Here is a 25,185-nt window from a genome sequence, read left to right as displayed (position 1 = left end):
CTGTTGATGTCTGTGGGTATCTGTTGCGAAACCAGGGCGGCGGGCCGCAAAACCTGCCGGCCCCAGGGCCGCCCCCGAAAGTTTGATTTTACGGGGCCGATGGCGGCGCTGCCGTGGCCGCGCTGGAATCAGGCGCGGCAAGGGCCTCCGGCTCTGCGGGTGCCGGGCGGGAAAGCGTATGGTGACTCAGTTTGCCGCCTACAAAGGTGGCGGTCACCGACGATTCCGAGTTGTCGGTCCAGCGGTAGATCTCGGGCTGCTCATCCTTGGGCGACAGCAGTTCACCCAGCGCACGTGTCATGGCAACCACATGCAGCAAGGTGAGCCCGGGCCGGAGTTTGGCGTTGAGCATGACGGCGCTGTCGACATAACCGATAGGCCGGTTGGCGGCGCGTTTGAGCACCTGCAGCATGCGGGTGAAATGCAGCAGTATCCACATCACCACGCCGCCAGCCGCCGCGGCGACCCCGGCCCAGCCAAAACTGCGGTAAGCCAGCACCACCACGGCGACACCGGCGATCGGAACAAGAATTTTCTGAAAGTTCATGGCGCTATTTTCGCAGCCAGCGGCCGGCTCCCGGCTGCGGGGAATGCGTAGCCAAGCCCGGCGCAGGGGGAAATCGGCGTTTTATAAGCATTTTTGGCCTCCAGCCCATACGCAACGGGCGCAAGAAGCTATTATTTTTATAGCAAAACTATCCTGCACTACGCAGCGCAAACCCGGTCGCCAGCGCATGCGCCCAGTCGGGGCGCTGGTTGCGGGCCGCCACACGGGCCTGGGCCAGGTGCTCATAGGGCACGGCACGCAGATCGACCTGCCAGCCCTGGCGGGTGTGTTCCAGCACCGCATAACGGGCATGCGACGCCCCGTTTTCAATGACATGCGGGTAAGGATGGTCGTCGTCGTAGGCCGGCAAACCGACACTGCCCGGGTTGACGATCAACACCTCGCCCGACTGCACCATGCGCGGCACATGGGTATGGCCGCACAAGACCACCGGAGGATGCGTGGCACTGCCCAGCCGCGCGGCCACCTCGTCCGCTGTAGCGGCGCGCACGCCGGGGCCCGCGCCCTGGGCAAAGCCGGGCACCACGGTTTCCAGCCAGTACTGCAGGTCGCTGTCGGGCGTGCCGTGGCACAGCCAGATGTCGCGGTTCAGTTCCAGGCTGACGGGCAGCGCTTTCAGCCACGCCACATGGGCCGGCGAGACCTGGCTGGCGGCATAACCGTCGCTGTCCAGCGGATCGAGTTGCGCGGCGGGCGGCTCCAGCAGGGCCAGCAGCTGACGCTCGTGGTTGCCCCTGATGGTGGGAAAGCCCTGCGCCATCAGCAGATCGGCGGTTTCCGCCACCTGCAGCGGGCCACTCAAGCTATCGCCCAGGTTCACCGTCTGGTCCACCCCCTGGCGCGCGATATCGGCCAGCACGGCTTGCAGCGCCAGCAGGTTACCGTGAATGTCGGAGATGACGGCGATTTTCATGGGCGACTCCGTGCCGGTACTTATTCCTTGATGAATTCGCGCATTTTCTTGCGCAGGTCTTTGTCGCGGCGCTGCTCGGCATGCCAGTCCTGGCTGATGGCCCGGGTGACCGAAATGGCCATCAGCACCAGCCCCAGCACCACCCAGAGGTAAAACCAGCCGAAGTTACGCGTGATGCTGGCCAGCAGCAGGCTGAGCACACTGTCCAGGCTGTCCGGCGAGAGCAGGCCCCAGAGCACCACCATGGCAATCATGCCGGCTGACATCACGCGTTGCATGCACCGCTCCTGGGTAAGGTATGAGGATGACAAAAATTCAACTCAGGCTGCGCACCAACTCCATGGCTTGTTCGATGCGCTCCACCGAGTGAATGGTAAGCCCTTCAAAAGCCTTGTCATTCTTTTTCGGCGCGTTGGCCTTGGGCACCACCGCCACGCTGAAACCCAGCTTGGCGGCTTCCCGCAGCCGCTCCTGGCCGCGCGGCGCGGGCCGCACCTCACCGGCCAGCCCGACCTCGCCAAAGGCGATGAAACCTTTGGGCAGCGGCTTGCCACGCAGGCTGGAAGTGATCGCCAACATCACGGCCAGGTCGGCCGCCGGCTCGCTGATACGCACACCACCCACGGCGTTGACAAACACGTCCTGATCCATACAAGCCACACCGGCGTGGCGGTGCAACACCGCCAGCAACATGGCCAGGCGATCGCGGTCCAGGCCCACGCTGAGCCGGCGTGGACTTGGGCCGCCACTGTCGACCAGCGCCTGGATTTCGACCAGCATGGGGCGTGTACCTTCCAAGGTGACCATCACGCAGCTGCCGGGCACAGGCTCAGAGTGTTGGCTCAAAAAGATGGCACTGGGGTTGCTCACCCCTTTCAGGCCTTTTTCGGTCATGGCAAACACACCGATTTCGTTGACCGCACCAAAACGGTTTTTGATGGCGCGCACCAGGCGGAAGCTCGAGTGGGTGTCGCCTTCAAAGTACAGAACCGTATCGACCATGTGCTCCAGCACACGCGGGCCGGCCAGCGCACCTTCCTTGGTCACATGGCCAACCAGCACGATACACACGCCGCTGGACTTGGCGGCCCGTGTCAGGTGCGCCGCACATTCACGCACCTGCGCCACCGAGCCGGGGGCCGAGGTCAGTTGGTCGGAATAAACCGTCTGGATCGAATCGATCACCGCCACCGCCGGCCGCGTGGCGTCCAAGGTGGCGAGGATTTTTTCGAGCTGGATTTCCGCCAGCACCTTGACCTGCGAGCCGTCCAGCCCGAGCCGGCGCGATCGCAGCGCGACCTGGGCGCCGCTTTCCTCACCGGTGACATACAAGGTGTTCAGGCCGCCGCGCTGCAGCGAATCCAGCGCCTGCAGCAACAGCGTGGATTTGCCTATGCCCGGGTCGCCGCCTATCAACACCACGCCGCCTTCGACAATGCCGCCGCCCAACACGCGGTCCAGCTCCTCTTGTCCGGTGGGGGTGCGCGCCATATCGGTCGCCTCAATGTCGGCCAGCGTGGTGACTTCCGAAGCTTTGGCCAGCGAGGCAAAGCGGTTTTTCACGGGCGAGACCGTCTCGGCGATGGATTCGATCAGCGTGTTCCAGGCCTCGCAATGCGGGCATTTGCCCAGCCATTTGGGGTTGGTGCCGCCGCATTCGGTGCAGGTGTAAATCGTCTTGTCTTTGGCCATGCGGGATATTACTGTAATTATTCACAGTACGGGTTAATCCCTGTCTGATCCGGCCTGATTCGTCTTGGCAAAATTCGCCATTCATTTAATATATTAAATAATTTCAACAAGCACCATGGCCACTCCTTTTATTCACCGCAACCTGCCCCGCCTGCTGCTGCAGGCGCGCGAGTCGGTCATGGCCTACACCCGGCCGCGCCTGCGCGAACACGCCTTGAGCGACCAGCAGTGGCGTGTCTTGCGGGTACTGGGCGAACACGGTGTGGTTGAAACCGGCCGGGTCGCGCGTGAGGCTTTTATCCTCGGCCCCAGCCTGACCGGGGTGTTGACCCGCATGGAGCGCGACGGCCTGATACGCCGCGCACGTGATCCGCTGGACCAGCGCCGCACCGTGGTTGAAGCCACGGACAAAGGCCTGCAGCTGGTCGCCACCTTGTCGCAAACCATAGAAGCACATTACGCATGGATGGAAAACACCTTGGGCAAACAAAAACTGGCGCAGCTGTATGAGCTGCTCGACAAAGTGATTGAACTGGAGCAGCCATGCACGTGATGCCCCAAGGAACGGTGTACGGCACGCTGTTGAATTTCCGCGGCGAAGTTGCTGCCCTGGCCGCGCTGATGGACCAGCCGCCCTACAAGGCAGCGCCCCAAGCGCCGGTCCTGTATGTGAAACCAGCCAACACCTGGAGCGCACACGGCACGACCATCCCAGTGCCGGCGCGTGTGCCCGAGGTCGAAATAGGCGCCACCATCGCGATGGTGATGGGTCAAGCCGGCGCGGTCGCGGCCTATGTGTTGCTGAACGATCTCTCCATTCCGCACGCCAGCTTTTTCCGGCCACCGGTCAAGTTCAAATGCCTGGACGGTTTTCTCGGCATTGGCAACCGCCAGGTGACACCCGCGGAAGTGGGTGAGCCTGCACAGTTCACGCTAGAGGTGCGTATCAACGGCGTGCTCAAACAAAGTGTCCATTTTGGCAACCTGGTGCGCAACGCATCACAACTGTTGGCGGATGTGAGCGAGTTTATGACCTTGCACCCCGGCGATGTGTTGATGCTGGGTTGCGATGTGGGCCGGCCGCTGGCCAAAGTCGGTGACCGCATTGACATCAGTGCGCCTGGTTTTGGCACGCTGAGCAACACCCTGGTTGCGGAAGAGGTGAAATCATGAAACACGCACGGGTGATTTACGACGGTGCGGTACAAGATGCCACGGAACGCGATGGCCGGCTGTTGCTGAAAGACGGCCGCCTTGTCACCGAAGAGGCCGTGATCTGGCTGCCGCCGCTGGCCCCCACACCGCGCCCGCGCACCATCCTCGCGCTGGGACTGAACTACGCCGACCACGCGAAAGAGCTTGAATTCAAGGCGCCCGAAGAACCGCTGGTTTTCATCAAGGGCGAAAGCACGCTGACCGGACACCGGCAACTCACGCAGCGCCCGGCCGAGGTGCAGTTCATGCATTACGAATGTGAACTCACGGTGGTCATCGGCAAAACCGCGAAGAAGGTCAAGCGTGATGACGCCTATGACTTTGTCGCCGGTTACACCATCGCCAATGACTACGCGATTCGCGACTACCTGGAGAACTGGTACCGCCCCAACCTGCGGGTGAAAAACCGCGACACCTGCACGCCGCTAGGCCCCTGGCTCGTCGATGCCGCCGACGTGACCAACCCGATGGCGCTGGCCCTGCAAACCACCGTCAACGGCAAGATCACCCAGGCCGGCAACACGCGCGACATGATTTTTGATGTGCCGTTTTTGATTGAATATTTCAGCAGCTTCATGACCCTGCAGCCCGGCGATCTGATTCTGACCGGCACACCCGACGGCGTGGTCGACTGCCGGCCCGGCGACGTGATTGTCACCAGCATAGACCGCCTGGGCGCCTTGACCAACACCATTGAATGATTATGAAAATAGATCACCTCATCAACGGCAAATCGGTTGCCGGCCAGAACTACTTTGAAACCATCAACCCGGCCACGCAAGAGGTGTTGGCCGAGGTCGCCTCGGGCGGCGAAGCGGAAGTCAACGCCGCCGTCGCGGCTGCCAAGGAAGCGTTTCCAAAATGGGCGGGCCTGCCCGCGCCGCAACGCGCCAAGCTGGTGCGCAAACTCGGCGACCTGATCGCCGCGCATGTGCCCGAAATCGCACAAATGGAAACCCGGGACTGCGGCCAGGTGATTGCCCAAACCGGCAAACAGCTGATCCCGCGCGCCGCCGACAATTTTTATTACTTCGCGGAGATGTGCACCCGGGTGGATGGCCACACCTACCCGACCGAAACCCACCTGAACTACACGCTGTACCACCCCACCGGTGTCTGTGCCTTGATCAGCCCGTGGAACGTGCCTTTCATGACCGCGACCTGGAAGGTCGCGCCCTGCCTGGCTTTTGGCAACACCGCCGTGCTCAAGATGAGCGAGTTGTCACCGATGACGGCCGCACGCCTGGGGGAACTCGCGCTGGAAGCCGGCATTCCACCCGGCGTGTTGAACCTGGTCCATGGTTATGGCAAGGAGGCCGGCGAACCGCTGTGCCGCCACCCCGATGTGCGTGCGATTTCCTTCACCGGATCGACGGCCACCGGCAACCGCATCGTGCAGGCGGCCGGCCTGAAAAAATTCAGCATGGAGCTGGGCGGCAAATCGCCGTTTGTGATTTTTGAGGACGCGAACCTGGAACGTGCCCTCGACGCCGCGCTGTTCATGATTTTTTCCAACAACGGCGAACGTTGCACCGCCGGCAGCCGCATCCTGGTGCAGCAATCGATTTACGCCGACTTCGTCGCCAAGTTTGTGGAGCGCGCAAAACGTATCAAGGTCGGCGATCCGCTGGACGAAAGCACCACCATAGGCCCCATGATTTCGCAGGCGCATCTGGCCAAGGTGCGCAGCTATATCGATCTCGGCCCGAAGGAAGGTGCGACCTTGTTGTGCGGCGGCCTGGGCACACCGGACTTGCCCGACCATGTGAAAAAAGGCAACTACGTCTTGCCCACCGTGTTTGCCGACGTGGCCAATCACATGCGGATTGCCCAGGAAGAAATCTTCGGGCCGGTCGCTTGCATCATTCCGTTCAAGGACGAGGCCGAAGCGATCCGCCTGGCCAACGACACGCAATACGGCCTGTCGAGTTATGTCTGGACCGAAAACATAGGCCGCGCGCACCGCGTTGCCGCCGCGGTCGAAGCCGGCATGTGTTTTGTCAACAGCCAGAACGTGCGTGATCTGCGCCAGCCTTTCGGCGGCACCAAGGGTTCTGGCACCGGGCGCGAAGGCGGCACCTGGAGCTACGAGGTTTTTTGCGAGCCGAAAAACGTGGCAGTTTCGCTGGGCTCACATCACATTCCGCACTGGGGGGTTTAACCGTGGCTATCCATCATCTACATCGTCGCGCTTTCTTGCAAACCTCGGGCGCTGCCGCCCTCGCCGCACTGCCGGCCTTCAGCCACGCGCAAGCCTGGCCGGGTAAGCCGCTCAAAATTGTCGTGCCTTTCACCCCCGGCGGCACCACCGACTTTGTCTCGCGCCTGGTCGGTGTGGAACTGGGCAAGTTGCTGGGCCAGCCGGTGATTGTGGAAAACAAGCCCGGCGCCGGCACCGTGATCGGTGTGGATGCGGTTGCCAAATCACCCGCCGACGGCTACACGCTGGTGTGTGTGGCCAACAGTTTCACGGCCAACCAGACCCTGCTGAAAAACCTGCCTTACGACACGCTGAAAGACCTCAAACCCGTGGCCTTGATGGGCATGTCGGAACATGTGCTGGCCACACATCCGGGCAGCGGCATCAAGAACCTCAACGACTTGCGCAATGTCGCCAAGGCCAAACCGGGCACCCTGAGTTTTGCCTCCTTCGGCAACGGCACCTCGGCCCACCTCTCGGGTGAAATGCTCAAGACCCAGATGGGTCTGGACATCGTGCATGTGCCTTACAAAGGCCAGGGACCGGCGCTGACCGATTTGTTAGGCGGCCAGGTCACCGTGATGTTCGGCAACTGGCCCGAATTTCGCAGCCACATCGAAAGCGGCAAGCTGGTCGCCGTGGGCATGGCGACCGCCCAACGTTCGGTGTATGCACCGACCATCCCAACCCTGGCCGAGCAGGGTGTGCCCATCGAGTCGAATTCCTGGAATGGTTTGCTGGCCCCCGCCGGCACGCCGGACGCGGTGGTGCGGCGCATAAACGCCGAGGTGAATCGCGCGCTGGCGACCTCGGCCGTGACCGACGCCTTCAACAAAGGCGGGATTGCCTCGCTGTCGGGCTCGCCGGAACAATTCGCCGCCTTCATCCAGAGTGAAATCGCCAAATACGCGCAGGTGATTCGCCGCGCCAACATCACGACCTGAGGCGTAAGCCGTCCAACCGTCAACGCTGGAGCCACACATGGGCACCCTCGCACTCGCCGCCAAAATCACACATGTCCCGTCGATGTACCTGTCGGAGTTTCCCGGGCCCAACTTCGGCTGCCGCGACGCCGCCATCAACGGCCACAAGGAAATCGACAGGCGCTGCCGCGCGCTGGGTGTGGACACCATCGTGGTGTTCGACGTGCACTGGCTGGTCAACAGCGAATACCACATCAACTGCGCGCCCAAGTTTGAAGGCACGTACACCAGCAACGAGCTGCCGCACTTCATCAAGAACCTGCCCTACGCCTATCCCGGCAACCCTGAACTGGGCCACCTGATCGCCGACGTGGCCAACGACATGGGGGTGAAAAGCCGGGCGCATTCGGACACCACGCTGGAGCTGGAATACGGCACGCTGGTGCCCATGCGTTACATGAACAGCGACCAGCACTACAAGGTGGTCTGTGTCAGCGCCTGGTGCGACTGGCACGACCTGGAAGAGTCTGCCCGTTTCGGCCTGGCCGTGCGCAAGGCCATCGAGGACAAATACGACGGCACGGTGGCGGTGTTTGCCAGCGGCTCGCTCTCGCATCACTTTGCCGACAACGGGCGCGCCCCCGACTTCATGCACAAGGTCTACGACCCCTTTCTCGAACAGGTCGACCAGCGCGTGGTGGAGCTATGGAAAGCCGGCGACTGGACAACCTTTATCGGCATGTTGCCCATGTACGCCGAAAAATGCTGGGGCGAAGGTGACATGCACGACACCGCCATGTTGCTGGGTCTGCTGGGCTGGAAGGACTACACGGCGCCGGCGGAAGTCATCACGCCTTATTTCGGCAGCTCGGGCACCGGCCAGATCAACGCGATTTTCCCGGTGATGCCGCTGACCGAACCGTCCGCCACGAAAGCCTGACATGCCACATCTGAAAATCGAATACACAGCCAACATCTACGCCCGGGCCGACATGGGCAGCTTGTGCAAGGCGCTGAACCAGGTGCTGCTGGAAGTCAGGGACGAAAAGGGTCAGGCAGCCTTCCCCGTGGGGGGGATTCGTGTGTTGGCCTACCCCGCGCCTTACCACTCGGTGGCCGACGGCAAACAGGACTACGCCTTTGTCTACCTGAACCTGCGGATTGCCACAGGACGCAGCGACGCTACCAAAAAGATAGCTGGCGATGCTCTACTGGCAAGGACAAAAGCTCATTTTGAATCACTATTTTCAAACACGCTGATGGGCATCACCCTGCAGATCGACGAAGGTGTGCAGGTCTACGACGCCAAACACAGCAACCTGCATCCACTGTTCAGCAAATAAAACACCATGCTGCCTCAAGACCTCATCACCCAACTCGCCGCCGAACTGCAACACAGCGAAACATCGCGTGTGCAGGTCGAACATTTCTCCAAACGGTATCCGGCCATGACGGTGGAAGACGGCTACGCCATCTCGCGCGCCTGGGTGCAGATGAAAATCGCCGAAGGCCGCCAGGTGCGCGGCCACAAGATCGGCCTGACCTCGCGCGCCATGCAGCTGTCCAGCCAGATCGACGAGCCGGATTACGGCACCTTGCTGGACGACATGTTTTTTGAACCCGGTGACATTCCGGCCTCGCGTTTTATCGCGCCGCGTGTCGAGGTGGAGCTGGCCTTTGTGCTCAAACGCAAGCTGGAAGGCACCCACATCACAGTAGCCGATGTGCTGGAAGCGACGGACTACGTCCAACCGGCCATCGAAATCATAGACGCACGTATCGAGCAGTTCGACCGCCACAGCAAAACCATGCGCAAGGTGCAGGACACCATCAGCGACAACGCCGCCAACGCCGGCATTGTGCTCGGCGGTCGCAAGGTCTTGCCGCGCGAGGTGGACCTGCCTTGGGTCGGTGCCATCCTGCGCCAGAATGGCGTGGTCGAAGAAACCGGCCTGGCCGCCGGTGTACAGGGTCACCCGGCCATAGGCGTAGCCTGGCTGGCGATGAAACTCGCACCCTGGGGCGAATGCCTGGAGGCCGGCGAGGTGGTGCTGGCCGGCTCCTTCACCCGGCCGGCTCTCGCCAAAGCCGGCGATGTGTTCGACGCCGACTATGGTCCGCTGGGCCGTTTTGAATTTTCCTTTGTTTAGAGAAGCGACATGCAAACACCGACCAATACATTCAAGCAGGCGATCGCCAACAAACAAACACAGATCGGCCTGTGGGTCAGCCTGGCCGATCCCTACAGCACCGAAATTTGCGCCGGCGCCGGTTTCGACTGGCTGCTGATCGACGGCGAACACGCGCCCAACGATGTACGCAGCATCCTGGCGCAGTTGCAAGTGGTTGCGGCGTATCCTTCGCATCCGATCGCCCGTGTGCCCATGGGCCACGGCCATGTGGGTGAGGCCTTGATCAAACAATACCTGGACATAGGCGTGCAGACCTTGCTGGTGCCCATGGTCGACACCGCCGAACAAGCCGCCGCGCTGGTGCGCGCCACGCGTTACCCGCAGTTTGATGCCCAGGGCAAATCGACCGGCGGCATTCGCGGCATGGCCGGCGCCCGCGCCTCGCGCTGGGGCCGTTACCCGGCCTATGCCCATGAAGCCAATGCACAAGTCTGTCTGCTGGTGCAGGCCGAGACCCAGACCGCACTCGACAACCTGGACGCGATTGCCGCCACCGACGGTGTCGACGGCGTGTTTATCGGCCCGGCCGATTTGTCGGCCTCGCTGGGCCATGTCGGCAACCCCGGCCACCCCGACGTGCAGGCGGCGATTGAAAAAGCGATCCAGCGCATCGTCCAGGCCGGCAAGGCCGCCGGCATCCTGACCACCGACGAGGCGCTGGCCCGCCACTACATGGCCCTGGGCGCCAGCTTTGTCGCCGTGGGCCTGGACACCAACCTGCTGGTGCGCCACACCAGTGCGCTGGCCGCACGGTTCAAAACCGGTCTCACGGTGGCGCCCGCTGGCAAAACCTACTGACACCGTGAGCACTGCTACCCCCGTCTGCCTGATCACCGGCTCTGCCACCGGCATAGGTGCGGCCTGCGCGCGTCTGTTCGCGCGCCAGGGCTGGTCTGTGGCGCTGAGCTACCTGGACGAACAGACCCGGGCCGAAGCGCAGGCCGTCGCCGAGGACTGCGAGGCCGCCGGTGGACAGGCCTGGCTGCAAACCCTGGACGTGCGTGATGACGCCGCCTGCCAAGGTTATGTGCAGGCCGTGCTGGCACGGTTTGGCCGCATCGATGCCCTCATCAATTGCGCGGGCACCACGCGTTTTATCGCACACACCGACCTGGCTGCGCTGGACGCGGACGAGTTTCACCGCACCTACGAGGTCAATGTGGTGGGCGCCTACCAGATGGTGCGTGCCTGCGCAGACGCACTCAAGGCCGGCGGGCAAGGCGCGGTGGTGAATATCTCGTCGATAGGCGGCGTGTTGGGCCGTGGTTCGTCCATGGCTTATGCCGCGTCCAAGGGCGCACTCAACACCCTCACCTTGTCGCTGGCCCGTTCGCTGGCACCGCAAGTGCGTGTCAACGCGATTGCGCCCGGTTTTGTCGATGGCGGCCTGCCCGGCCGCGTGCTGGACGAAGCCCACTACGCCCAGGTGCTGGCGGCCCAAACCGCCGCCTCGGTTCTCAAACGCGTGTCGCAGCCCGACGAGGTGGCGGCGCTCGCCTGGTATTTAAGTGCACAAGCGCCTGGCATGACAGGCGCCGTGCTGATGATGGACAACGGCCTGCATTTGAACGCAGGATAAAAAGAATCCCATGAGCAACCACGACAACAACGACCCGCCCACGCCGCCGCGCAAATTCCGTTCCGCCACGATTTACGAAGGCACGGTGCGCGCCACCACACGCAGCTTTTTGTATGCGCTGGGCCAGGACGACGACGAAATCGCGCGCCCGCACATCGGTGTCTTCCACACCGGCGGCGAAATGAGCCCCTGCAACCTGAACCTGCGCGAGCAGGCGCAACACGCCAAGACCGGGATTTACGCCCATGGTGGCATGCCGCACGAATGTCCGGTGGTCTCGGTCTCCGACGGCCTGACCATGGCGCATTCGGGCATGCGTTTTTCACTGATCTCGCGCGAGCTGATTGCCGACAGTGTGGAAGCCTCGACCCGTGGCCACCAGTGGGACGGCATTTTCGGCATAGGTGCTTGTGACAAAAACCTGCCCGGCCTGATGATGGGCATGGTGCGTTGCAATGTGCCCAGCGTGTTTGTACACGGCGGCTCGGCGCTGCCGGGCCAGGCACCGGGTGTCGATGGCCGCGACCTGAATGTGGTCGACACCTACGAAACCATAGGCAAGGTGCTGGCCGGCGACGCAACGCCGGACGAACTCGACGCCATGAGTCACGCCTGCCTGCCGACGGCTGGCGCCTGCGCCGGCCAGTTCACCGCCAACACCATGGGCATGGTGTCCGAAGCGATTGGCCTGGCGCCCATAGGCTCCAGCATGGTGCCCGCCGTTTTCAGCGAACGCGCGCCGCTGATGCGCCGCGCCGCCAAAACCTTGATGAAAGCCGTGATGGGCGAGGCCCCGTTGCCGCGCGACATCGTCACGCGCCACGCGCTGGAAAACGCCTGCGCCGTGGTCTCGGCCACCGGTGGTTCGACCAATGCCGCGTTGCACATTCCGGCGATTGCGCATGAAGCCGGCATCAAGTTCCATCTCGACGACGTGGCCGAGGTGTTTGCCCGCACGCCGTTGATCGCCGACCTGCGCCCTGGCGGCAAATACCTGGCGCGTGATTTGTATTACGTGGGCGGCGCCGGTGTGGTGATGCGTGAATTGCTGCAACGCGGCTACCTGCATGGCGACTGTTTGACCTTTAGCGGCCGCACCCTGGCGCAAGAACTGGAAGGCGCGGCCGCCCCCGACGGTCGTGTGGTGCGCGACCTGGCGCATGCCTTGTCGCTCGACGGTGGCCTGGCCGTGCTCAAGGGCAATTTGTGCCCGGACGGTGCGCTGCTAAAAACCGCCGGCCTGGCCACCCTGGTGCACCGCGGCCCGGCCCGTGTGTTTGATTCGGAAGAAGAGGCCCAAAGCGCGGTGCAACAACGCCGCTACGAAAGCGGCGACGTGATCGTGATCCGCAACGAAGGCCCCAAGGGCAGCCCCGGCATGCGCGAGATGTTGGGCATCACCGCCCTGCTGTACGGCCAGGGCATGGGCGACAAGGTGGCGCTGCTGACCGACGGCCGTTTTTCGGGTGCGACACGCGGCCTGTGTATCGGTTATGCCGGGCCGGAAGCCGCCGACGGCGGCCCGATCGCCGCGCTGCGTGACGGCGACATGGTCAGCATCGATGCCCGCGCTGGTGCACGCAGTATTTCCGTGGAACTCAGTGATGAACAAATCCGGGAAAGATTGGCCGCGACTGGTGTAACCCCGGCTGTGCACCGGGGCGGTTTGCTGGAAAAATATGCGCTGACAGTCAGGCCCAGCCACCAGGGCGCGGTCACCCACTCGGGTGGCGTGATCTGGTTGCGCGACCAAGCCTGATCTTCAACTTCTTATTTCACTATCAACAGGAGACAAATCCATGAACATGTCACGTCGTCAAGTCATTCAATCCGCCGGCGCTTCCGCGCTGCTGGCCAGCATCGGCCAGGCCGCCTGGGCCCAGGCGCTGGAAAACCTCAAGATCATCACCGGCTTCGCCGCCGGCGGCACCTCCGACACCTTGTGCCGCCGCATGGGCACCAAGCTGGCGCCCGATTACGCCAAAACCGCCGTGATCGAGAACCGCACCGGTGCCGGTGGCCAGATCGCCATTCAGTATGTGAAGAGCGCCGCGCCGGACGGCATGACGCTGCTGCAGACGCCCACGTCCATGCTCACCATCTACCCGCACATCTACAAGAAGCTGCCGTATGAGCCGCTGGTGGACCTGGCGCCCGTGACCCTGGCCTGCGTCTTCGACTTCGGTCTGGCCGTGGGTCCGGCCGTGCCGCTCAGCGTGAAAACCGTGCCCGAGTTCCTGGCCTGGGCCAAGGCCAATCCGCTGGGCGCCAACTTTGGCTCGCCGGCCGCCGGCTCCACCCCCCACTTCATTGGAGCCCTGCTCGGCAAAAGCGCCGGTGTCGACCTGAAACACGCGGCCTACCGCGGCACACAGCCGGCCATGCTGGACCTGCTGGGCGGCAACATCTCGGCCGTGTCCGGCCCGATCGGCGACCTCACGCAACACCTGCCCACCGGCAAGGTCCGCATCCTGGGCGTGTCCGGCGCCAAACGCAGCCGCTTCGCCCCCGACGTGCACACCTACACCGAGCAAGGCCTGAAGGACATGATCCACAGCGAATGGTTTGCCTTCCTGATGCCGGCCAAAACCCCGACCGAGGTGGTGAACCGCATGAACGCTGCCCTGAAAGTGGCGCTGGCGCAAAAAGACGTGATCGATGGCCTGGCCGGTTTTGGCCTGGAAGCCATTTCGTCCACACCGGCCGAGCTGACCGACCTGATCAAGAAAGACACGGCCAAGTGGGGCCCCATCGTCAAGTCGGTGGGTTTCACGGCTGAGGCGTAATTAAGAGCCCCCACGCTGGTCGCTGCGCGTACTGCGCTGCCCCCCGAGGGGGCGCGACCGGCTTGGGGCGGCCCGGCGCCGGTCTCCGTCCTTGTTTGATATTTCGTGAGCACACCATGAACGCAGTTTTGAAATCACCGCCAGCCAGCATGCATCCCGACGAGTGGAAGGAGCGACTACAACTGGCCGCCTGCTACCGCGTCTTTGCGATGCTGGGCTGGACCGAGATGATTTACAACCACATCACGGTGCGGCTGCCGGACAGCGTCACGGGGGGCGCGAAACAATTCCTGATCAACCCCTTTGGCCTGCATTATTCGGAAGTCACGGCCAGCAACCTGCTCAAGATCGACCTGTTGGGCAACAAGCTGGATGACAACCCCTGGCCGGTGAACCCGGCCGGTTTCACCGTGCATGCCGCCATCCATGACGGCCTGCCCGGCGCCCATTGTGTGATGCACACCCACACCACGGCCGGCGTGGCCGTGGCTTGCACGCAAGGCGGGCTGGCGCAGAACAATTTTTATTCGGCGCAATTGCATGACTTGGTGGCCTACCACGACTTCGAAGGCATCACCATCCATGCCGACGAGGCGCCGCGCCTGCTGAAAAACATAGGCGACAAACCGGTGGTGATTCTGCGCAACCACGGCCTGCTGGCCTGGGCCTCAACCCTGCCGCTGGCTTTTGTGCGGCTCTGGACCTTGCAACGCGCTTGCGAGATCCAGATGGCGCAGGCGGCGATGGGACCGGCGATAACCGTGTCCGAAGCCGTGGCACGCAAGACCACGCACGACTCCTTCCAGTTCGACGCCCAGTTCGGCGCCGGCCAGGACGTGTTTGATGCCCTGGTGCGGCAGGTGGACCGGATTGATGACAGCTATAAAAACTAGAGCGCCTTGCGCCCATTCAGCAAGGGCTGGAGCCCATTTTGACCATTAAAAAAGTTTGTATTTACGGTGCCGGTGCGATAGGCGGCTGGATGGGCGTGAAACTCGCACAAGCCGGTTGCGATCTCAGCGTGGTGGCACGCGGCGCCACGCTGGCGGCCTTGCAAGAACACGGCCTGCGCCTGCAACGCGGCGAGGACATCACAACCGTGGCCGTGCGCGCCAGTGCCGATCCGGCCGCGCTGGGTGTGCAGGACCTGGTCATCGTTGCCGTCAAGGCGCCGGCCATGGCCGACGTGGCCAAAGCCATCGCGCCGCTGATTGGCCCCGACACCCTGGTGCTGACCGCCATGAACGGTGTGCCCTGGTGGTTTTTTGAAGGTTTCGGCGCGCAGTACGCCGGCACCCGGCTCAAGGCGGTGGACCCGGAGGGTGCGATTGCGCGCGCCATTCCGGCCAAACACATCATTGGCTGTGTGGTGCATGCCAGTTGCTCGCTGAACAGCCCGGGTTTTGTGAAAAACCACTTCGGCAACAAACTCATCATCGGCGAACCCTCGGGCGAAAAAACCGCGCGCGTGCTGGCCCTGGTGGCGCTGCTGGAACAAGCCGGCCACGAGGTCGTGTTGTCCGAGCAAATCCAGAAAGACGCCTGGTACAAACTCTGGGGCAACATGACGGTGAACCCGATCAGTGCCTTCACCGGCGCCACCACCGACCTGATCATGGGTGATGAGCTGGTGCGTGGTTTCATCTCCAAAGTGATGCTGGAAGCCAAGGAAATCGGCGCCCGTATCGGCATCCCGATTGACCAGCAGCCGGAAGACCGGCACGCGGTCACGCTCAAGCTAGGCGCCTTCAAAACGTCCATGTTGCAAGACGTGGAAGCCGGCAAAGGCATTGAACTGGATGCCCTGGTCACGGTGGTGAAAGAACTGGGCGAGCTGACCCAGGTGCCCACGCCGTTTACCGATGCCCTGCTGGGCCTGAGCCGCTTGCACGCGCGCGTGCACGGTTTGTATTGATGGCACCCAGCGCCGGCAAAGCCATCAGCGGCACGGCCTTCGCGACGCTGCTGCTGATCGCGCTGATGATGGGCGCCAACCACGTGGCGGCGCGTCTGGCCTTCAACAACGGTGTGGATGTGGTCACGGCCGTGGCGTTTCGCAGTGTGGTCACCGCGCTGGCCGTGGCGGCGCTGCTGACCATCCAGGGCGTGTCCATCCGTTTCAGCCCACGCAACAAACGTATCCTGCCGGTCATCGGCCTGCTGATCGCGGTGCAAAGCCTGTGCCTGTATTCCGCGGTGGCGCGGCTGCCGGTGGCGCTGGCCTTGCTGGCCTTCAACACCTACCCGATCTGGACCGCGCTGTGGGACTGGATTTTGTACCGCCGCGCCCCCGAACGCGCCATGCTGATCGCCATGCCGGTGATCCTGATCGGGCTGGCGCTGGCGCTGGACGTGTTGGGTGCGGCCTCAGGCCTGGGCGCTGCCGGCCAATGGGGCCGCATAGGCACGGGCGTGGCATTTGCGCTGGCCGCGGCAGCCACCTTCGGCGTGGCGCTGGTCTTGACCCAACACGAAGCCGGCGATGTGGATGGCCGCGTGCGCACCCTGACCACCATGAGCACCGTGGGTCTTTTTGCACTGGTCGGTGTGGCCGTGCAAGGCGGCTTTCACCTGCCGCAGGCGGCGGTGGGCTGGTGGGGTCTGCTGGCGCTGACCTTTTTGTACGGCACCGCCTTCACCATCATGTTCACCGTCTTGCCCCGACTCGGGGTGGCGGGCAACTCGGCCATCATGAATGTGGAGCCGGTGTTTGCGCTGGTGCTGGCCTGGCTGATCCTGGGCCAGGCGATTGCGCCCGTGCAGGTGGCCGGGGCCTTGCTGGTGGTGGGTGCGGTGATGGTGCTGGGCTTGAGAAAGCGCTGAGCGCTGATCCCCGTCAATGCGCGACGGATTTTGAAAAGACGTTGAGCACCACCACCCCCGCAACGATCAGGCCCAGGCCGGCAATCGCCGGGCCGTCCAGCGACTGCCCAAACACCAACCAGCCTATCAACGCAATCAGCGCGACTCCCGCGCCGGACCAGATCGCATACACCACACCAATCGGCAAGGTGCGCAGGGTAATGGACAGGCAATAAAACGCCAGACCGTAACCCAGCACCACAATCACCGAAGGCCACAAACGTGTGAATTCGTTGGACGCCTTGAGTGCGGACGTGGCGATCACTTCCGCCACAATCGCCAGGGACAAAATGAACCACTGCATGTGATGTTCTTTCGTTCGCTCGGCTTGGATCAGTCCACCACCACCGGCACCCGCGGCGCCAGTGCACACATCAACTCGTAACCCACGGTGCCGGCGGCCTGCGCCACTTCATCAATCGACAACACCGTGCCGCGGGCCGAACGGCCCCACAAGGTCACCTCGCTGCCGATGCCGGCTTCGGGCACCGGTGTCAGGTCCACCGTGAGCATGTCCATGCTGACGCGCGCCACCAGGCGGGTGCGCACCCCGTTGACCAGAATCGGCGTGCCTGTTGTGCAATGCCGGGGATAACCGTCGGCATAACCGCAAGCCACCACCCCGATGCGTAACGGTCCGTCGGCGGTGAAGCTGGAGCCATAACCCACGGTGTCGCCAGCCGCCAGTTGCTGGATGCCTATGATTTTGGAGGCCAGGGTCATGGTCGGCAACAAGCCCCAGTCGGTGGCGCTTTTTTCAGGGTAGTCGGGCGCGCTGCCGTAGACCACAATGCCGGGCCGCACCCAGTCGGACTTTTCGCCGATCAGCGCGCCGTGGCGCAGGATGGCGGCACTGTTGCTGAGCGTGCGCTCGCCGGGCAAGTCGTGCGTGACGGCCTCGAAAGCCCGCAACTGCTCGCTGATGCCTTTGGGGCCATCGGCATCGCTGAAATGGGTCATCAGCGAAATTTCATCGACCTGCGGCAAGGCGTTCAAGCGTGTCCAGGCGGCGCGATAACGTTGCGGCGAGAAACCCAGGCGGTTCATGCCGCTGTTCATTTTCAGGAACACGCGGTGCGGCAACTGGGTTTTGTGGGTGGCCAGCATATCGATCTGCTCGTCGCAATGCACCGTGTGCCACAGGCCCAGGCGCGAACACAGCTCCAGATCGCGCAGTTCAAAACAGCCTTCCAGCAACAGGATGGGACCGCGCCAGTCGAGGGCGCGCAGGCGCTGCGCCTCGGCCAGGTCCAGCAGCGCAAAACCATCGGCGCTGCGCAAACCGTCAAAGGCCCGCTCGATGCCATGGCCATAGGCGTTGGCCTTGACCACCGCCCAGACCCGGGCATCGGGCGTGGCGGCGCGCACACGCGCGAGGTTGTGGCTAAGCGCTGCGGGGTGAACAGTGGCAAGAATGGGACGGGGCATGGCAGGCTAGGAGATCGGGACAACAACAAAAGGGACAAGCCAACACGGGGAAGCGCCAGCCTGTCAAGGTCAATTTCTCGATTCTGCCAGCTTGGCGCGTGCTATAAACCCTCATCGTCAGGAGACATTCACTTTATCTTGTGGCACCAGACCGTCTGGTGCATACGCAATGGTGATCAAAACAGATTAATGAAGCGCGGTTTTTACACCATCATGGCGGCCCAGTTTTTCAGCTCGCTGGCTGACAATGCGCTGTTCGTCGCCGCCGTCGAGTTGCTCAGGACCAGTGGCGCGCCCAAGTGGCAGCCGGCTGCGCTGGTGCCTATGTTTGCGCTGTTTTATGTGGTGCTGGCGCCGTTTGTCGGGGCTTTTGCCGACGCGCAACCCAAGGGCAAGGTCATGTTCATCAGCAACGCCATCAAGGTGGTGGGCTGTCTGATGATGTTGTTCGGCACCCACCCGCTGATGGCCTACGCCATTGTTGGCCTGGGCGCCGCTGCGTATTCGCCCGCCAAATACGGCATCCTCACCGAACTGCTGCCGGCCTCGCAACTGGTCAAGGCCAATGGCTGGATCGAGGGCCTGACGATTGCCTCCATCATCCTGGGCGTTTTGCTGGGCGGCCAACTGGTCGGCCATTCGGTGTCGAACTTGCTGCTGTCCTTTGACTTCCCCGTCATCAATACCGGCATAGACACACCACCCGAAGCGGCCATTGCCGCGCTGATCGTGCTCTACGTGATCGCCGCCTGGTTCAATTTGCGCATCCCGCTCACCGGCGTTGAGATGCGCGCCATGCCGCGCAACAAGCTGGAGTTGCTGCCCGACTTCTGGAACTGCAATGCGGCGCTGTGGCGCGACAAGCTGGGCCAGATTTCGCTGGCCACCACCACCTTGTTCTGGGGGGTGTCCGGCAACCTGCGTTACATCGTGCTGGCCTGGAGTGCCGCCGCCCTGGGTTACAGCACCACGCAGGCGTCCAGCCTGGTCGGCGTGGTGGCGATTGGCACGGCCATAGGCGCGATCCTGGCCTCCATGCGTATGCGGCTGGAACACGCCCCCAGCGTGATGCCGCTCGGCATTGCCATGGGTATTCTGGTGATCTTGATGAACTTCATCACCAACGTCTGGGTCGCCGCACCCTTTCTGATTTTGCTGGGTGGCCTGGGTGGCTTTCTGGTGGTACCCATGAACGCGCTGCTGCAACACCGCGGCCACAACCTGATGGGCGCGGGCCGCTCCATCGCGGTACAAAACTTCAACGAGCAGTCCTGCATCCTGGCGCTGGGCGCGGGTTACAGCCTGTCCACCGGCATGGGCCTGTCGGCCTTTGGCGCGATCACCACCTTTGGCGTGGTGGTGGCGGGCTTTATGTGGCTGATCCAGCGCTGGCACAAAAGCAACTGCATCAAGTACAAAGAGCAGGTGGACCACCTGCTGACCATCGCCCGCAGCGACAAATCACACTGATGCGGACAGGGGACAGGCCGTGAACGACCGGGGCACCGGCACGCGCCGCGAAGGGCCGCCCCGAGCAAGCGACGGCCCCTCGGGGGCAGGGAGTTACACGCAGTGAACAACCGTGGGGCCTTACTAGCCGCAGCGGCCCTGGTTTGCAACGCCTTTGTCTGGGGCGTGTCCTGGTGGCCGTTTCGTGAACTGCAGTCGCTGGGCCTGCACCCCCTGTGGTCCACCGCGCTGATCTACTTTTTTTCACTGGCCTGCGTGTTCTGCGTCTGGCCCCGCGCCTGGCGCGGTTTCGCGCAACATCCGCAACTGTGGCTGCTGGCGGTGGCGGCCGGCCTGACCAATGTCGGCTTCAACTGGGCCGTCACGGTGGGCGACGTGGTGCGTGTGGTGTTGCTGTTTTACCTGATGCCGGCCTGGTCGGTGCTGCTGGCCTGGGCCGTGCTGGGGGAGCAACCGACACGTGCATCGTTGCTGCGGCTGCTGCTGGCCATGGTCGGCGTGTTGATTGTGCTGAAATCGCCTCACTCGCCCTGGCCCGTGCCGCAGGGCACGGCGGACTGGCTGGCCCTGATGGGTGGCCTGTGTTTTGCCGCCACCAATGTCTTGTTGCGCAAACTGGCGTACACCCCCAGCCCCTCACGCATGATGGCGATGTTTGGCGGCGGCGCCATCATGGCGAGCAGCACGGCCTTGCTGGGCATGGCCTGGCAACACGTGCCGGCGCCGGCCTGGACCACTGACTGGCTGGCCGTGGCCCTGGGCCTGAGTCTGGCTTTCCTGGTCAGCAACATGGCGCTGCAATATGGCGCGGCACGGCTGGCCGCAAGCACGACCGCGATTGTGATGTTGACCGAAATCCTGTTCGCCAGCCTGTCCGCCGCCTTTCTGGGCGCAGCCGCGTTCAGCCCCCGCATCCTGCTGGGCGGCAGCCTGATCGTGCTGGCGGCGGTGCTCGCCGCCATGGCGCCGGCCCCAGCCGCCTTGCCTGGCGACAAGGCATAGCCCCCACGTTCGCTCACGTCGTGAAGCTCTCTGCCCCCCAGGAGGCTCATTTCCCCTGGGGCGGCCCTGCGGAAAATTGCTTTTGCTGGTCGCTGCGTTAAAGTGAGGTTTCACATCAGGAGCACCCATGAGCAGCATCTATGACTTCGACGCCCAGCAGATCAACGGCCAGAACATCTCGCTCTCGGAATTCAAGGGCAAGGTCATGCTGATCGTGAACACCGCCAGCAAATGCGGCTTCACGCCGCAGTTTGGCGGGCTGGAAGAACTGCACAAAACCTACGCCGGCAAGGGCCTGGCCGTGCTGGGATTTCCGTGCAACCAGTTCGGCTCGCAAGACCCGGGCAGCGACGGGGAAATTTCGGAGTTTTGCCAGATCAACTACGGCGTGAGTTTTCCGATGATGGGCAAGATCGATGTCAACGGCCCGGCCGCGCACCCGCTGTACAAATGGCTGTCGTCCGAAGCGCCCGGCCTGCTGGGCAGCAAGGCCATCAAGTGGAACTTCACCAAGTTCCTGGTTGGCAAGGACGGCCAGGTGATACGGCGTTATGCACCGACCGACAAACCGGCCGACCTGGCGAAAGACGTGGAAGCCGCACTCGCCGCTTGATTGATAGCCAAATCGGCCTCCGGCCCTTTCTACACGGGCGTCAACAGCTCCTTCTTTAATAGCAAGCAAGACAGCAATATCAGGCGGCTTCGCTGAGCTGGCGCGAAAAATCCGCCAGTGTTTTGCCGGCCTCCTGCTGAAACCCGGCCTCCAGCACCGTCAATGACTGGATGCGGTCCACACGAAAGCTGCGAAAGTCGCGCCGTGTTTCGCACCAGGCGGACAGGGTCCAGACCTTGCCCCAGAAAAAGCAACCCAGCGGGCGAATCGTGCGCTGGCTGGTTTTGCCCAGCGGGTCGCAATAATCCAGCCGCACCTTGCGCTGGGCCTGCACCGCTTCACGCAACTGCTGCAGGCGCTGCTGGTGGGCCGTATCCAGCGTGATCAGCGGCGCGTAAACCGCCAGGCTTTCCGCGGCCGCACGTGCGCCCATCGGCAACACCGACAAGATTTTCCCCGGCGCATCATCGGCCGCGCGTGACAGCCCGGCGTCCAGTCCAATTTGTGCCAGGCGCACCGACGCCACCAGTGCCGCGGCTTCCTCTTGGGTGAACATCAGCGGCGGCAGCTCAAAACCCGCGCCTAAGCGGTAACCGACACCGGCCTCGCCCTCGATAGGCACGCCCTGGTGTTGCAGCTCGGCGATGTCGCGATACACCGTACGTGCCGACACCGCCAGCCGCCCGGCCAGATAAGCGGCCGTGCTGAGCCGGCGCCCGCGTATGAGCTGGACCAACTGGAACAGGCGATCAGCGCAGCGCATGCAATTTTCGGGTGTTTTAGGGCGCTAGCCCATGCTGCATGGGCGCAAGCAGCTATTAAAAATAGAGCATTCCAAGGTTTGGCTTAAGCCTGAACACCGATGTGAATAGCCACTTTGTCGGCCCCATGATAAGCCTCGAAATCGGTGGCGTAGCTGCGCGCGATCTCGGGATGGTCCTGGAAAAATTGCCAGATCCCGCCCCAGGTGTCTATCACCGCCTGCGGCATGGCGCCTTGGGCCATGAAGACCAAATAGTCCCCGGCCTGGATGCTCACGTTGTGCCAGGGCGCAGACGCCGCGGGCGCCGCGACCGCCACGCCGGCCGTCACGTCGTAAGCGCCGCTGTGATCGGACGCGTAGGCGGAATACACGCCGTACATACCCGCGTCCGGCAGGCGGCCGGGGATTTTCCCGGCCAGCCCCTCCGCAAAAATACGGCCCCACAAGGCGCCGAGTTTGGCCGTGCCGGGGTCTTGCTCGGCCCGGTTGGTGGTGCGCACCATGAGGCCCGTCACCGGAAAAGACGTGGCAAGGGTGTGGCGGGTGGGCTGCATCAAGAACTCCTGTGAAGAATGGAAGCACTGGATGCTAAACCGGGGCTGCTGACAACGGGGTGTCAGCAGGCACGCTCAGCCCAGCGCCTCGTCCAACAGCTCGACCCAGTGCCGCACCGGTGTGGCCGTACCACTTTGCAAATGGGTGATGCAGCCGATGTTGGCCGAGGCAATCAGGGCGGGTTTCATCTCGTTCAGATTCTCCAGTTTGCGGTCGCGCAACTGGGTGGCGATGCCAGGGTTGAGCACCGAATAAGTCCCGGCCGAGCCGCAGCACAAATGCGCCTCGCAACGGGCAACCTTGATCTGAAAACCCAGCGCGCCCAGGTGCTGCTCCACACCGCCACGCAGTTGCTGGCCGTGTTGCAAGGTGCAAGGCGGGTGAAAGGCGATCTGGCCGGCTTGGGCCTTCACACGCGTACGCAAGGCCTCCACCAGTTCGGGCAACAACTCGCTGAGGTCACGTGTCAGTGCACTGATACGCGCCGCTTTGGCCGCGTAGGCCGGCTCATCTTTCAGGTGGTAGCCGTACTCCTTGACCGTGACGCCGCAGCCCGAGGCGTTCATCACGATGGCCTCGGCGCCGGCTTCAAGATGCGGCCACCAGGCGTCGATGTTGGCCCGCATCTCGGCTTTGCCGCCGTCCTGGTCGTTCAGGTGAAACTTGACGGCACCGCAGCAACCGGCCTTGGGCGCCAGCACGGTCTGGATGCCGGCGGCGTCCAGCACACGCGCCGTGGCGGTGTTGATGTTGGGCATCATGGCCGGCTGCACACAACCGGCCAGCAGCAACATCTTGCGTGTGTGTTCACGCTGCGGCCAGACGCCGGCCGGCTGCCGCGCCGGCACCTTGGCTTGCAGCGAATCTGGCAACAGGCCACGCACGGTCTGGCCCAGTTTCATGGCCGGCGCAAACAGCGGCGAAGGCAGGCCTTCTTTCAGTGCCCAACGCAAGGCGTTTTCACCCGCCGGGCGCGGCACCCGTTCATCGACCAGCTTGCGGCCGATGTCGACCAGATGCCCGTATTGCACGCCGCTGGGACAGGTGGTTTCGCAGTTGCGACAGGTCAGGCAGCGGTCCAGATGCATCTGCGTTTTGCGTGTCGGCTTCTCGCCCTCCAGCACCTGTTTGATCAGGTAGATGCGACCGCGCGGGCCATCGAGTTCGTCACCCAGCAACTGGTAGGTCGGGCAGGTGGCGGTGCAAAAACCACAATGCACACACTTGCGCAAAATCGCCTCGGCGGCCTGGCCGTCGGCGGTGTTTTTGAATTCGGGGGCGAGGTGGGTTTGCATCAGAAATCCGGGTACATACGGCCGCGGTTGAAGATGCCGGCGGGGTCAAACTGGCGCTTGAGTTCGCGGTGGATTCGGTCCAGCGGCGATTTCAAGGCATCAAATCGCTCCTCAGCCCTTTCTGCATGTGCGCCACCAGCTATAAAAAGCGTAGCGCTTCCACCGACACGTGCAGCCGCCTCGCGCAAGCGCGGGGCGTCCTCCGCGGCCGCGTGGACCCAGCGCAAACCGCCGTGCCACTCGATCAGCGGCGGCTCCGGCAAGTCCAGCACAGTCGCTGTTTGTGGCACGGACAGGCGCCACAGGTCACGCGTCGTACCACCTGCCTGAAACCAGGGCAGTTGCTGGTCGCGGCACAAGCTCCAGTCAGTTGCGGCGGCGCTGTTGTCCTGGCGTTCACCACCCAAGGTCTTGCAGGCGGCCTCCACGGCGGCGACGGCGCCACGCAAACGCAGAGTCAGCGTGGGCCCACCCGCGTCCACCAGCCAGCAACTGGCGTTGAGCGGCAGCGGCTGGTCGCCCCAACGGTTGAGCTGTGCCAGCGCTTCAGCCTGGTCCATCTGGAACTTCAGCGTGGCCTCGGCCGGGGCCACGGGCAGCACCTTGAGGCTGACTTCGGTGATCAGGCCCAGCGTGCCCAAGGCACCACACATCAGACGCGACACGTCATAACCGGCCACGTTTTTCATGACCTGCCCGCCAAAGCTCAGCAACTCGCCCCGGCCGTTGAGCAGGGTCAGCCCCAGCACATAGTCACGCACGGCGCCCACGCTGGCGCGTGCCGGGCCGCTCAAGCCCGCCGCGACCATGCCACCCACGGTGGCGCCGCCGGCAAAATGCGGCGGCTCAAAGGGCAGGCACTGGCCACGTTCGGCCAACACGGCTTCCAGCTCGGCCAGCGGTGTGCCAGCACGCGTGGTCACCACCAGTTCACTCGGCTCGTAACTGATGATGCCGGTCAGCGGCCGGGTGTCCAGCAAGTCGCCGTCCGTGGCTTCGCCGTAAAAGTCCTTGCTGCCTCCGCCGCGAATACGCAAGGCGGTGCCGGCGGCGGCGGCCGCGTGTACCTGGGCTGTGATCAATTGAAGCGCTGAATCCATGGCGCTGATGGTAAAGGCGCGCCGGCCGG

Annotated in this window: 28 protein-coding genes; 18 read left to right on the top strand and 10 right to left on the bottom strand. The window is 63.3% G+C overall.

Features of this window, described 5'->3' with window-relative positions:
• Positions 1–88: 88 nt before the first annotated feature.
• From ACHMXK_RS01230 to radA, 4 genes are all read right to left on the bottom strand, one after another.
• Positions 89–547: a glycerate kinase gene (locus ACHMXK_RS01230; RefSeq protein ID WP_397436977.1), complete on the bottom strand. Its 459-nt coding sequence runs from the start codon at positions 545–547 to the stop codon at positions 89–91.
• Positions 548–695: 148 nt separating this feature from the next.
• Complete coding sequence (locus ACHMXK_RS01225) at positions 696–1,481, bottom strand: metallophosphoesterase family protein (RefSeq protein ID WP_397436975.1); 786 nt, start codon at positions 1,479–1,481, stop codon at positions 696–698.
• Between the two features lie 20 nt (positions 1,482–1,501).
• Positions 1,502–1,759, bottom strand: a complete 258-nt coding sequence (locus ACHMXK_RS01220) for a BCCT family transporter (protein ID WP_397436973.1) — start codon at positions 1,757–1,759, stop codon at positions 1,502–1,504.
• A 37-nt stretch (positions 1,760–1,796) separates the two neighbouring features.
• Complete coding sequence (radA, locus tag ACHMXK_RS01215; protein ID WP_397436971.1) at positions 1,797–3,173, bottom strand: DNA repair protein RadA; 1,377 nt, start codon at positions 3,171–3,173, stop codon at positions 1,797–1,799.
• A 115-nt stretch (positions 3,174–3,288) separates the two neighbouring features.
• Here radA and hpaR point away from each other — a divergent pair, with 115 nt between their 5' ends.
• From hpaR to ACHMXK_RS01140, 15 genes are all read left to right on the top strand, one after another.
• Positions 3,289–3,726: a homoprotocatechuate degradation operon regulator HpaR gene (gene hpaR / locus ACHMXK_RS01210; RefSeq protein WP_397436969.1), complete on the top strand. Its 438-nt coding sequence runs from the start codon at positions 3,289–3,291 to the stop codon at positions 3,724–3,726.
• Positions 3,717–4,346, top strand: a complete 630-nt coding sequence (locus ACHMXK_RS01205) for a fumarylacetoacetate hydrolase family protein (RefSeq protein WP_397436967.1) — start codon at positions 3,717–3,719, stop codon at positions 4,344–4,346. Before hpaR ends, ACHMXK_RS01205 begins: the two co-directional genes overlap by 10 nt.
• Entirely contained in the window at positions 4,343–5,089 is a 747-nt protein-coding gene (locus ACHMXK_RS01200; protein ID WP_397436965.1) for a fumarylacetoacetate hydrolase family protein, read from the top strand. The genes ACHMXK_RS01205 and ACHMXK_RS01200 overlap by 4 nt, the downstream gene beginning before the upstream one ends.
• 2 nt (positions 5,090–5,091) lie before the next feature.
• On the top strand, positions 5,092–6,549 hold the full coding sequence (gene hpaE, locus ACHMXK_RS01195; RefSeq protein WP_397436963.1) for a 5-carboxymethyl-2-hydroxymuconate semialdehyde dehydrogenase: 1,458 nt from the start codon (positions 5,092–5,094) through the stop codon (positions 6,547–6,549).
• Between the two features lie 2 nt (positions 6,550–6,551).
• Positions 6,552–7,532, top strand: a complete 981-nt coding sequence (locus tag ACHMXK_RS01190) for a tripartite tricarboxylate transporter substrate binding protein (RefSeq protein ID WP_397436961.1) — start codon at positions 6,552–6,554, stop codon at positions 7,530–7,532.
• A gap of 37 nt (positions 7,533–7,569) precedes the next feature.
• Entirely contained in the window at positions 7,570–8,451 is an 882-nt protein-coding gene (hpaD, locus tag ACHMXK_RS01185; protein ID WP_397436958.1) for a 3,4-dihydroxyphenylacetate 2,3-dioxygenase, read from the top strand.
• A 1-nt stretch (position 8,452) separates the two neighbouring features.
• On the top strand, positions 8,453–8,854 hold the full coding sequence (locus tag ACHMXK_RS01180; protein WP_397436956.1) for a 5-carboxymethyl-2-hydroxymuconate Delta-isomerase: 402 nt from the start codon (positions 8,453–8,455) through the stop codon (positions 8,852–8,854).
• A 6-nt stretch (positions 8,855–8,860) separates the two neighbouring features.
• A complete protein-coding gene (hpaH, locus tag ACHMXK_RS01175; protein ID WP_397436954.1) occupies positions 8,861–9,661 on the top strand; it encodes a 2-oxo-hept-4-ene-1,7-dioate hydratase in 801 nt (266 codons plus the stop codon).
• Between the two features lie 9 nt (positions 9,662–9,670).
• On the top strand, positions 9,671–10,501 hold the full coding sequence (locus tag ACHMXK_RS01170; RefSeq protein ID WP_397436952.1) for an aldolase/citrate lyase family protein: 831 nt from the start codon (positions 9,671–9,673) through the stop codon (positions 10,499–10,501).
• A 4-nt stretch (positions 10,502–10,505) separates the two neighbouring features.
• Positions 10,506–11,282 carry an SDR family NAD(P)-dependent oxidoreductase gene (locus ACHMXK_RS01165; protein ID WP_397436950.1) on the top strand — a complete coding sequence of 259 codons (777 nt, stop codon included), beginning with the start codon at positions 10,506–10,508 and terminating at the stop codon, positions 11,280–11,282.
• Positions 11,283–11,292: 10 nt separating this feature from the next.
• Positions 11,293–13,041, top strand: coding sequence for a dihydroxy-acid dehydratase (gene ilvD / locus ACHMXK_RS01160; protein ID WP_397436947.1), 1,749 nt, complete (start codon positions 11,293–11,295; stop codon positions 13,039–13,041).
• A 40-nt stretch (positions 13,042–13,081) separates the two neighbouring features.
• A complete protein-coding gene (locus ACHMXK_RS01155; protein ID WP_397436945.1) occupies positions 13,082–14,068 on the top strand; it encodes a Bug family tripartite tricarboxylate transporter substrate binding protein in 987 nt (328 codons plus the stop codon).
• Between the two features lie 116 nt (positions 14,069–14,184).
• Positions 14,185–14,961: a class II aldolase/adducin family protein gene (locus tag ACHMXK_RS01150; RefSeq protein ID WP_397436944.1), complete on the top strand. Its 777-nt coding sequence runs from the start codon at positions 14,185–14,187 to the stop codon at positions 14,959–14,961.
• Positions 14,962–14,999: 38 nt separating this feature from the next.
• A complete protein-coding gene (locus tag ACHMXK_RS01145; RefSeq protein ID WP_397436941.1) occupies positions 15,000–15,983 on the top strand; it encodes a 2-dehydropantoate 2-reductase in 984 nt (327 codons plus the stop codon).
• Positions 15,983–16,891, top strand: coding sequence for a DMT family transporter (locus tag ACHMXK_RS01140; RefSeq protein WP_397436939.1), 909 nt, complete (start codon positions 15,983–15,985; stop codon positions 16,889–16,891). The genes ACHMXK_RS01145 and ACHMXK_RS01140 overlap by 1 nt, the downstream gene beginning before the upstream one ends.
• Positions 16,892–16,904: 13 nt before the next feature.
• On the opposite strand, the gene ACHMXK_RS01135 is transcribed toward ACHMXK_RS01140, so the two are convergent.
• Together ACHMXK_RS01135 and alr are read right to left on the bottom strand one after the other, a co-directional pair.
• Positions 16,905–17,234 (bottom strand): DMT family transporter, encoded by a 330-nt coding sequence (locus tag ACHMXK_RS01135; protein WP_397436937.1) that lies wholly within the window; start codon positions 17,232–17,234, stop codon positions 16,905–16,907.
• Between the two features lie 29 nt (positions 17,235–17,263).
• The gene (gene alr / locus ACHMXK_RS01130; protein WP_397436935.1) at positions 17,264–18,358 is read right to left on the bottom strand and encodes an alanine racemase; all 1,095 of its coding nucleotides are present in this window, start codon (positions 18,356–18,358) and stop codon (positions 17,264–17,266) included.
• A 189-nt stretch (positions 18,359–18,547) separates the two neighbouring features.
• Between alr and lplT the strand changes: the two genes are divergently transcribed.
• From lplT to ACHMXK_RS01115, 3 genes are all read left to right on the top strand, one after another.
• A complete protein-coding gene (lplT, locus tag ACHMXK_RS01125) occupies positions 18,548–19,828 on the top strand; it encodes a lysophospholipid transporter LplT (protein WP_397436933.1) in 1,281 nt (426 codons plus the stop codon).
• Positions 19,829–19,930: 102 nt separating this feature from the next.
• Positions 19,931–20,830 (top strand): DMT family transporter, encoded by a 900-nt coding sequence (locus ACHMXK_RS01120; RefSeq protein WP_397436930.1) that lies wholly within the window; start codon positions 19,931–19,933, stop codon positions 20,828–20,830.
• Between the two features lie 127 nt (positions 20,831–20,957).
• The gene (locus ACHMXK_RS01115) at positions 20,958–21,443 is read left to right on the top strand and encodes a glutathione peroxidase (protein ID WP_397436928.1); all 486 of its coding nucleotides are present in this window, start codon (positions 20,958–20,960) and stop codon (positions 21,441–21,443) included.
• A gap of 79 nt (positions 21,444–21,522) precedes the next feature.
• On the opposite strand, the gene ACHMXK_RS01110 is transcribed toward ACHMXK_RS01115, so the two are convergent.
• The 4 genes from ACHMXK_RS01110 to glcE form a co-directional block, all read right to left on the bottom strand.
• Positions 21,523–22,206 carry a helix-turn-helix transcriptional regulator gene (locus tag ACHMXK_RS01110; RefSeq protein ID WP_397436926.1) on the bottom strand — a complete coding sequence of 228 codons (684 nt, stop codon included), beginning with the start codon at positions 22,204–22,206 and terminating at the stop codon, positions 21,523–21,525.
• Positions 22,207–22,289: 83 nt separating this feature from the next.
• Entirely contained in the window at positions 22,290–22,760 is a 471-nt protein-coding gene (locus ACHMXK_RS01105) for a GyrI-like domain-containing protein (protein WP_397436925.1), read from the bottom strand.
• Between the two features lie 75 nt (positions 22,761–22,835).
• Positions 22,836–24,056, bottom strand: a complete 1,221-nt coding sequence (gene glcF, locus ACHMXK_RS01100) for a glycolate oxidase subunit GlcF (RefSeq protein ID WP_397436923.1) — start codon at positions 24,054–24,056, stop codon at positions 22,836–22,838.
• On the bottom strand, positions 24,056–25,156 hold the full coding sequence (gene glcE / locus ACHMXK_RS01095; protein WP_397436921.1) for a glycolate oxidase subunit GlcE: 1,101 nt from the start codon (positions 25,154–25,156) through the stop codon (positions 24,056–24,058). Before glcE ends, glcF begins: the two co-directional genes overlap by 1 nt.
• Between the last annotated feature and the right edge of the window lie 29 nt (positions 25,157–25,185).

The organism is Polaromonas sp. UC242_47 (assembly GCF_044452385.1).
Classification (GTDB): Bacteria; Pseudomonadota; Gammaproteobacteria; order Burkholderiales; family Burkholderiaceae_C; genus Polaromonas.
The sequence above is the reverse complement of the archived record's forward strand: the minus strand, read 5'-3'. Positions and strand labels throughout refer to the sequence as shown.

Coding starts and splice junctions, on each gene's coding strand:
- ACHMXK_RS01230 (WP_397436977.1), bottom strand. CDS start 547: ATGAACTTTCAGAAAATTCTTGTTCCGATCGCCGGTGTCGCCGTGGTG.
- ACHMXK_RS01225 (WP_397436975.1), bottom strand. CDS start 1,481: ATGAAAATCGCCGTCATCTCCGACATTCACGGTAACCTGCTGGCGCTG.
- ACHMXK_RS01220 (WP_397436973.1), bottom strand. CDS start 1,759: ATGCAACGCGTGATGTCAGCCGGCATGATTGCCATGGTGGTGCTCTGG.
- radA (WP_397436971.1), bottom strand. CDS start 3,173: ATGGCCAAAGACAAGACGATTTACACCTGCACCGAATGCGGCGGCACC.
- hpaR (WP_397436969.1), top strand. CDS start 3,289: ATGGCCACTCCTTTTATTCACCGCAACCTGCCCCGCCTGCTGCTGCAG.
- ACHMXK_RS01205 (WP_397436967.1), top strand. CDS start 3,717: ATGCACGTGATGCCCCAAGGAACGGTGTACGGCACGCTGTTGAATTTC.
- ACHMXK_RS01200 (WP_397436965.1), top strand. CDS start 4,343: ATGAAACACGCACGGGTGATTTACGACGGTGCGGTACAAGATGCCACG.
- hpaE (WP_397436963.1), top strand. CDS start 5,092: ATGAAAATAGATCACCTCATCAACGGCAAATCGGTTGCCGGCCAGAAC.
- hpaD (WP_397436958.1), top strand. CDS start 7,570: ATGGGCACCCTCGCACTCGCCGCCAAAATCACACATGTCCCGTCGATG.
- ACHMXK_RS01180 (WP_397436956.1), top strand. CDS start 8,453: ATGCCACATCTGAAAATCGAATACACAGCCAACATCTACGCCCGGGCC.
- hpaH (WP_397436954.1), top strand. CDS start 8,861: ATGCTGCCTCAAGACCTCATCACCCAACTCGCCGCCGAACTGCAACAC.
- ACHMXK_RS01170 (WP_397436952.1), top strand. CDS start 9,671: ATGCAAACACCGACCAATACATTCAAGCAGGCGATCGCCAACAAACAA.
- ilvD (WP_397436947.1), top strand. CDS start 11,293: ATGAGCAACCACGACAACAACGACCCGCCCACGCCGCCGCGCAAATTC.
- ACHMXK_RS01155 (WP_397436945.1), top strand. CDS start 13,082: ATGAACATGTCACGTCGTCAAGTCATTCAATCCGCCGGCGCTTCCGCG.
- ACHMXK_RS01150 (WP_397436944.1), top strand. CDS start 14,185: ATGAACGCAGTTTTGAAATCACCGCCAGCCAGCATGCATCCCGACGAG.
- ACHMXK_RS01140 (WP_397436939.1), top strand. CDS start 15,983: ATGGCACCCAGCGCCGGCAAAGCCATCAGCGGCACGGCCTTCGCGACG.
- ACHMXK_RS01135 (WP_397436937.1), bottom strand. CDS start 17,234: ATGCAGTGGTTCATTTTGTCCCTGGCGATTGTGGCGGAAGTGATCGCC.
- alr (WP_397436935.1), bottom strand. CDS start 18,358: ATGCCCCGTCCCATTCTTGCCACTGTTCACCCCGCAGCGCTTAGCCAC.
- lplT (WP_397436933.1), top strand. CDS start 18,548: ATGAAGCGCGGTTTTTACACCATCATGGCGGCCCAGTTTTTCAGCTCG.
- ACHMXK_RS01115 (WP_397436928.1), top strand. CDS start 20,958: ATGAGCAGCATCTATGACTTCGACGCCCAGCAGATCAACGGCCAGAAC.
- ACHMXK_RS01110 (WP_397436926.1), bottom strand. CDS start 22,206: ATGCGCTGCGCTGATCGCCTGTTCCAGTTGGTCCAGCTCATACGCGGG.
- ACHMXK_RS01105 (WP_397436925.1), bottom strand. CDS start 22,760: ATGCAGCCCACCCGCCACACCCTTGCCACGTCTTTTCCGGTGACGGGC.
- glcF (WP_397436923.1), bottom strand. CDS start 24,056: ATGCAAACCCACCTCGCCCCCGAATTCAAAAACACCGCCGACGGCCAG.
- glcE (WP_397436921.1), bottom strand. CDS start 25,156: ATGGATTCAGCGCTTCAATTGATCACAGCCCAGGTACACGCGGCCGCC.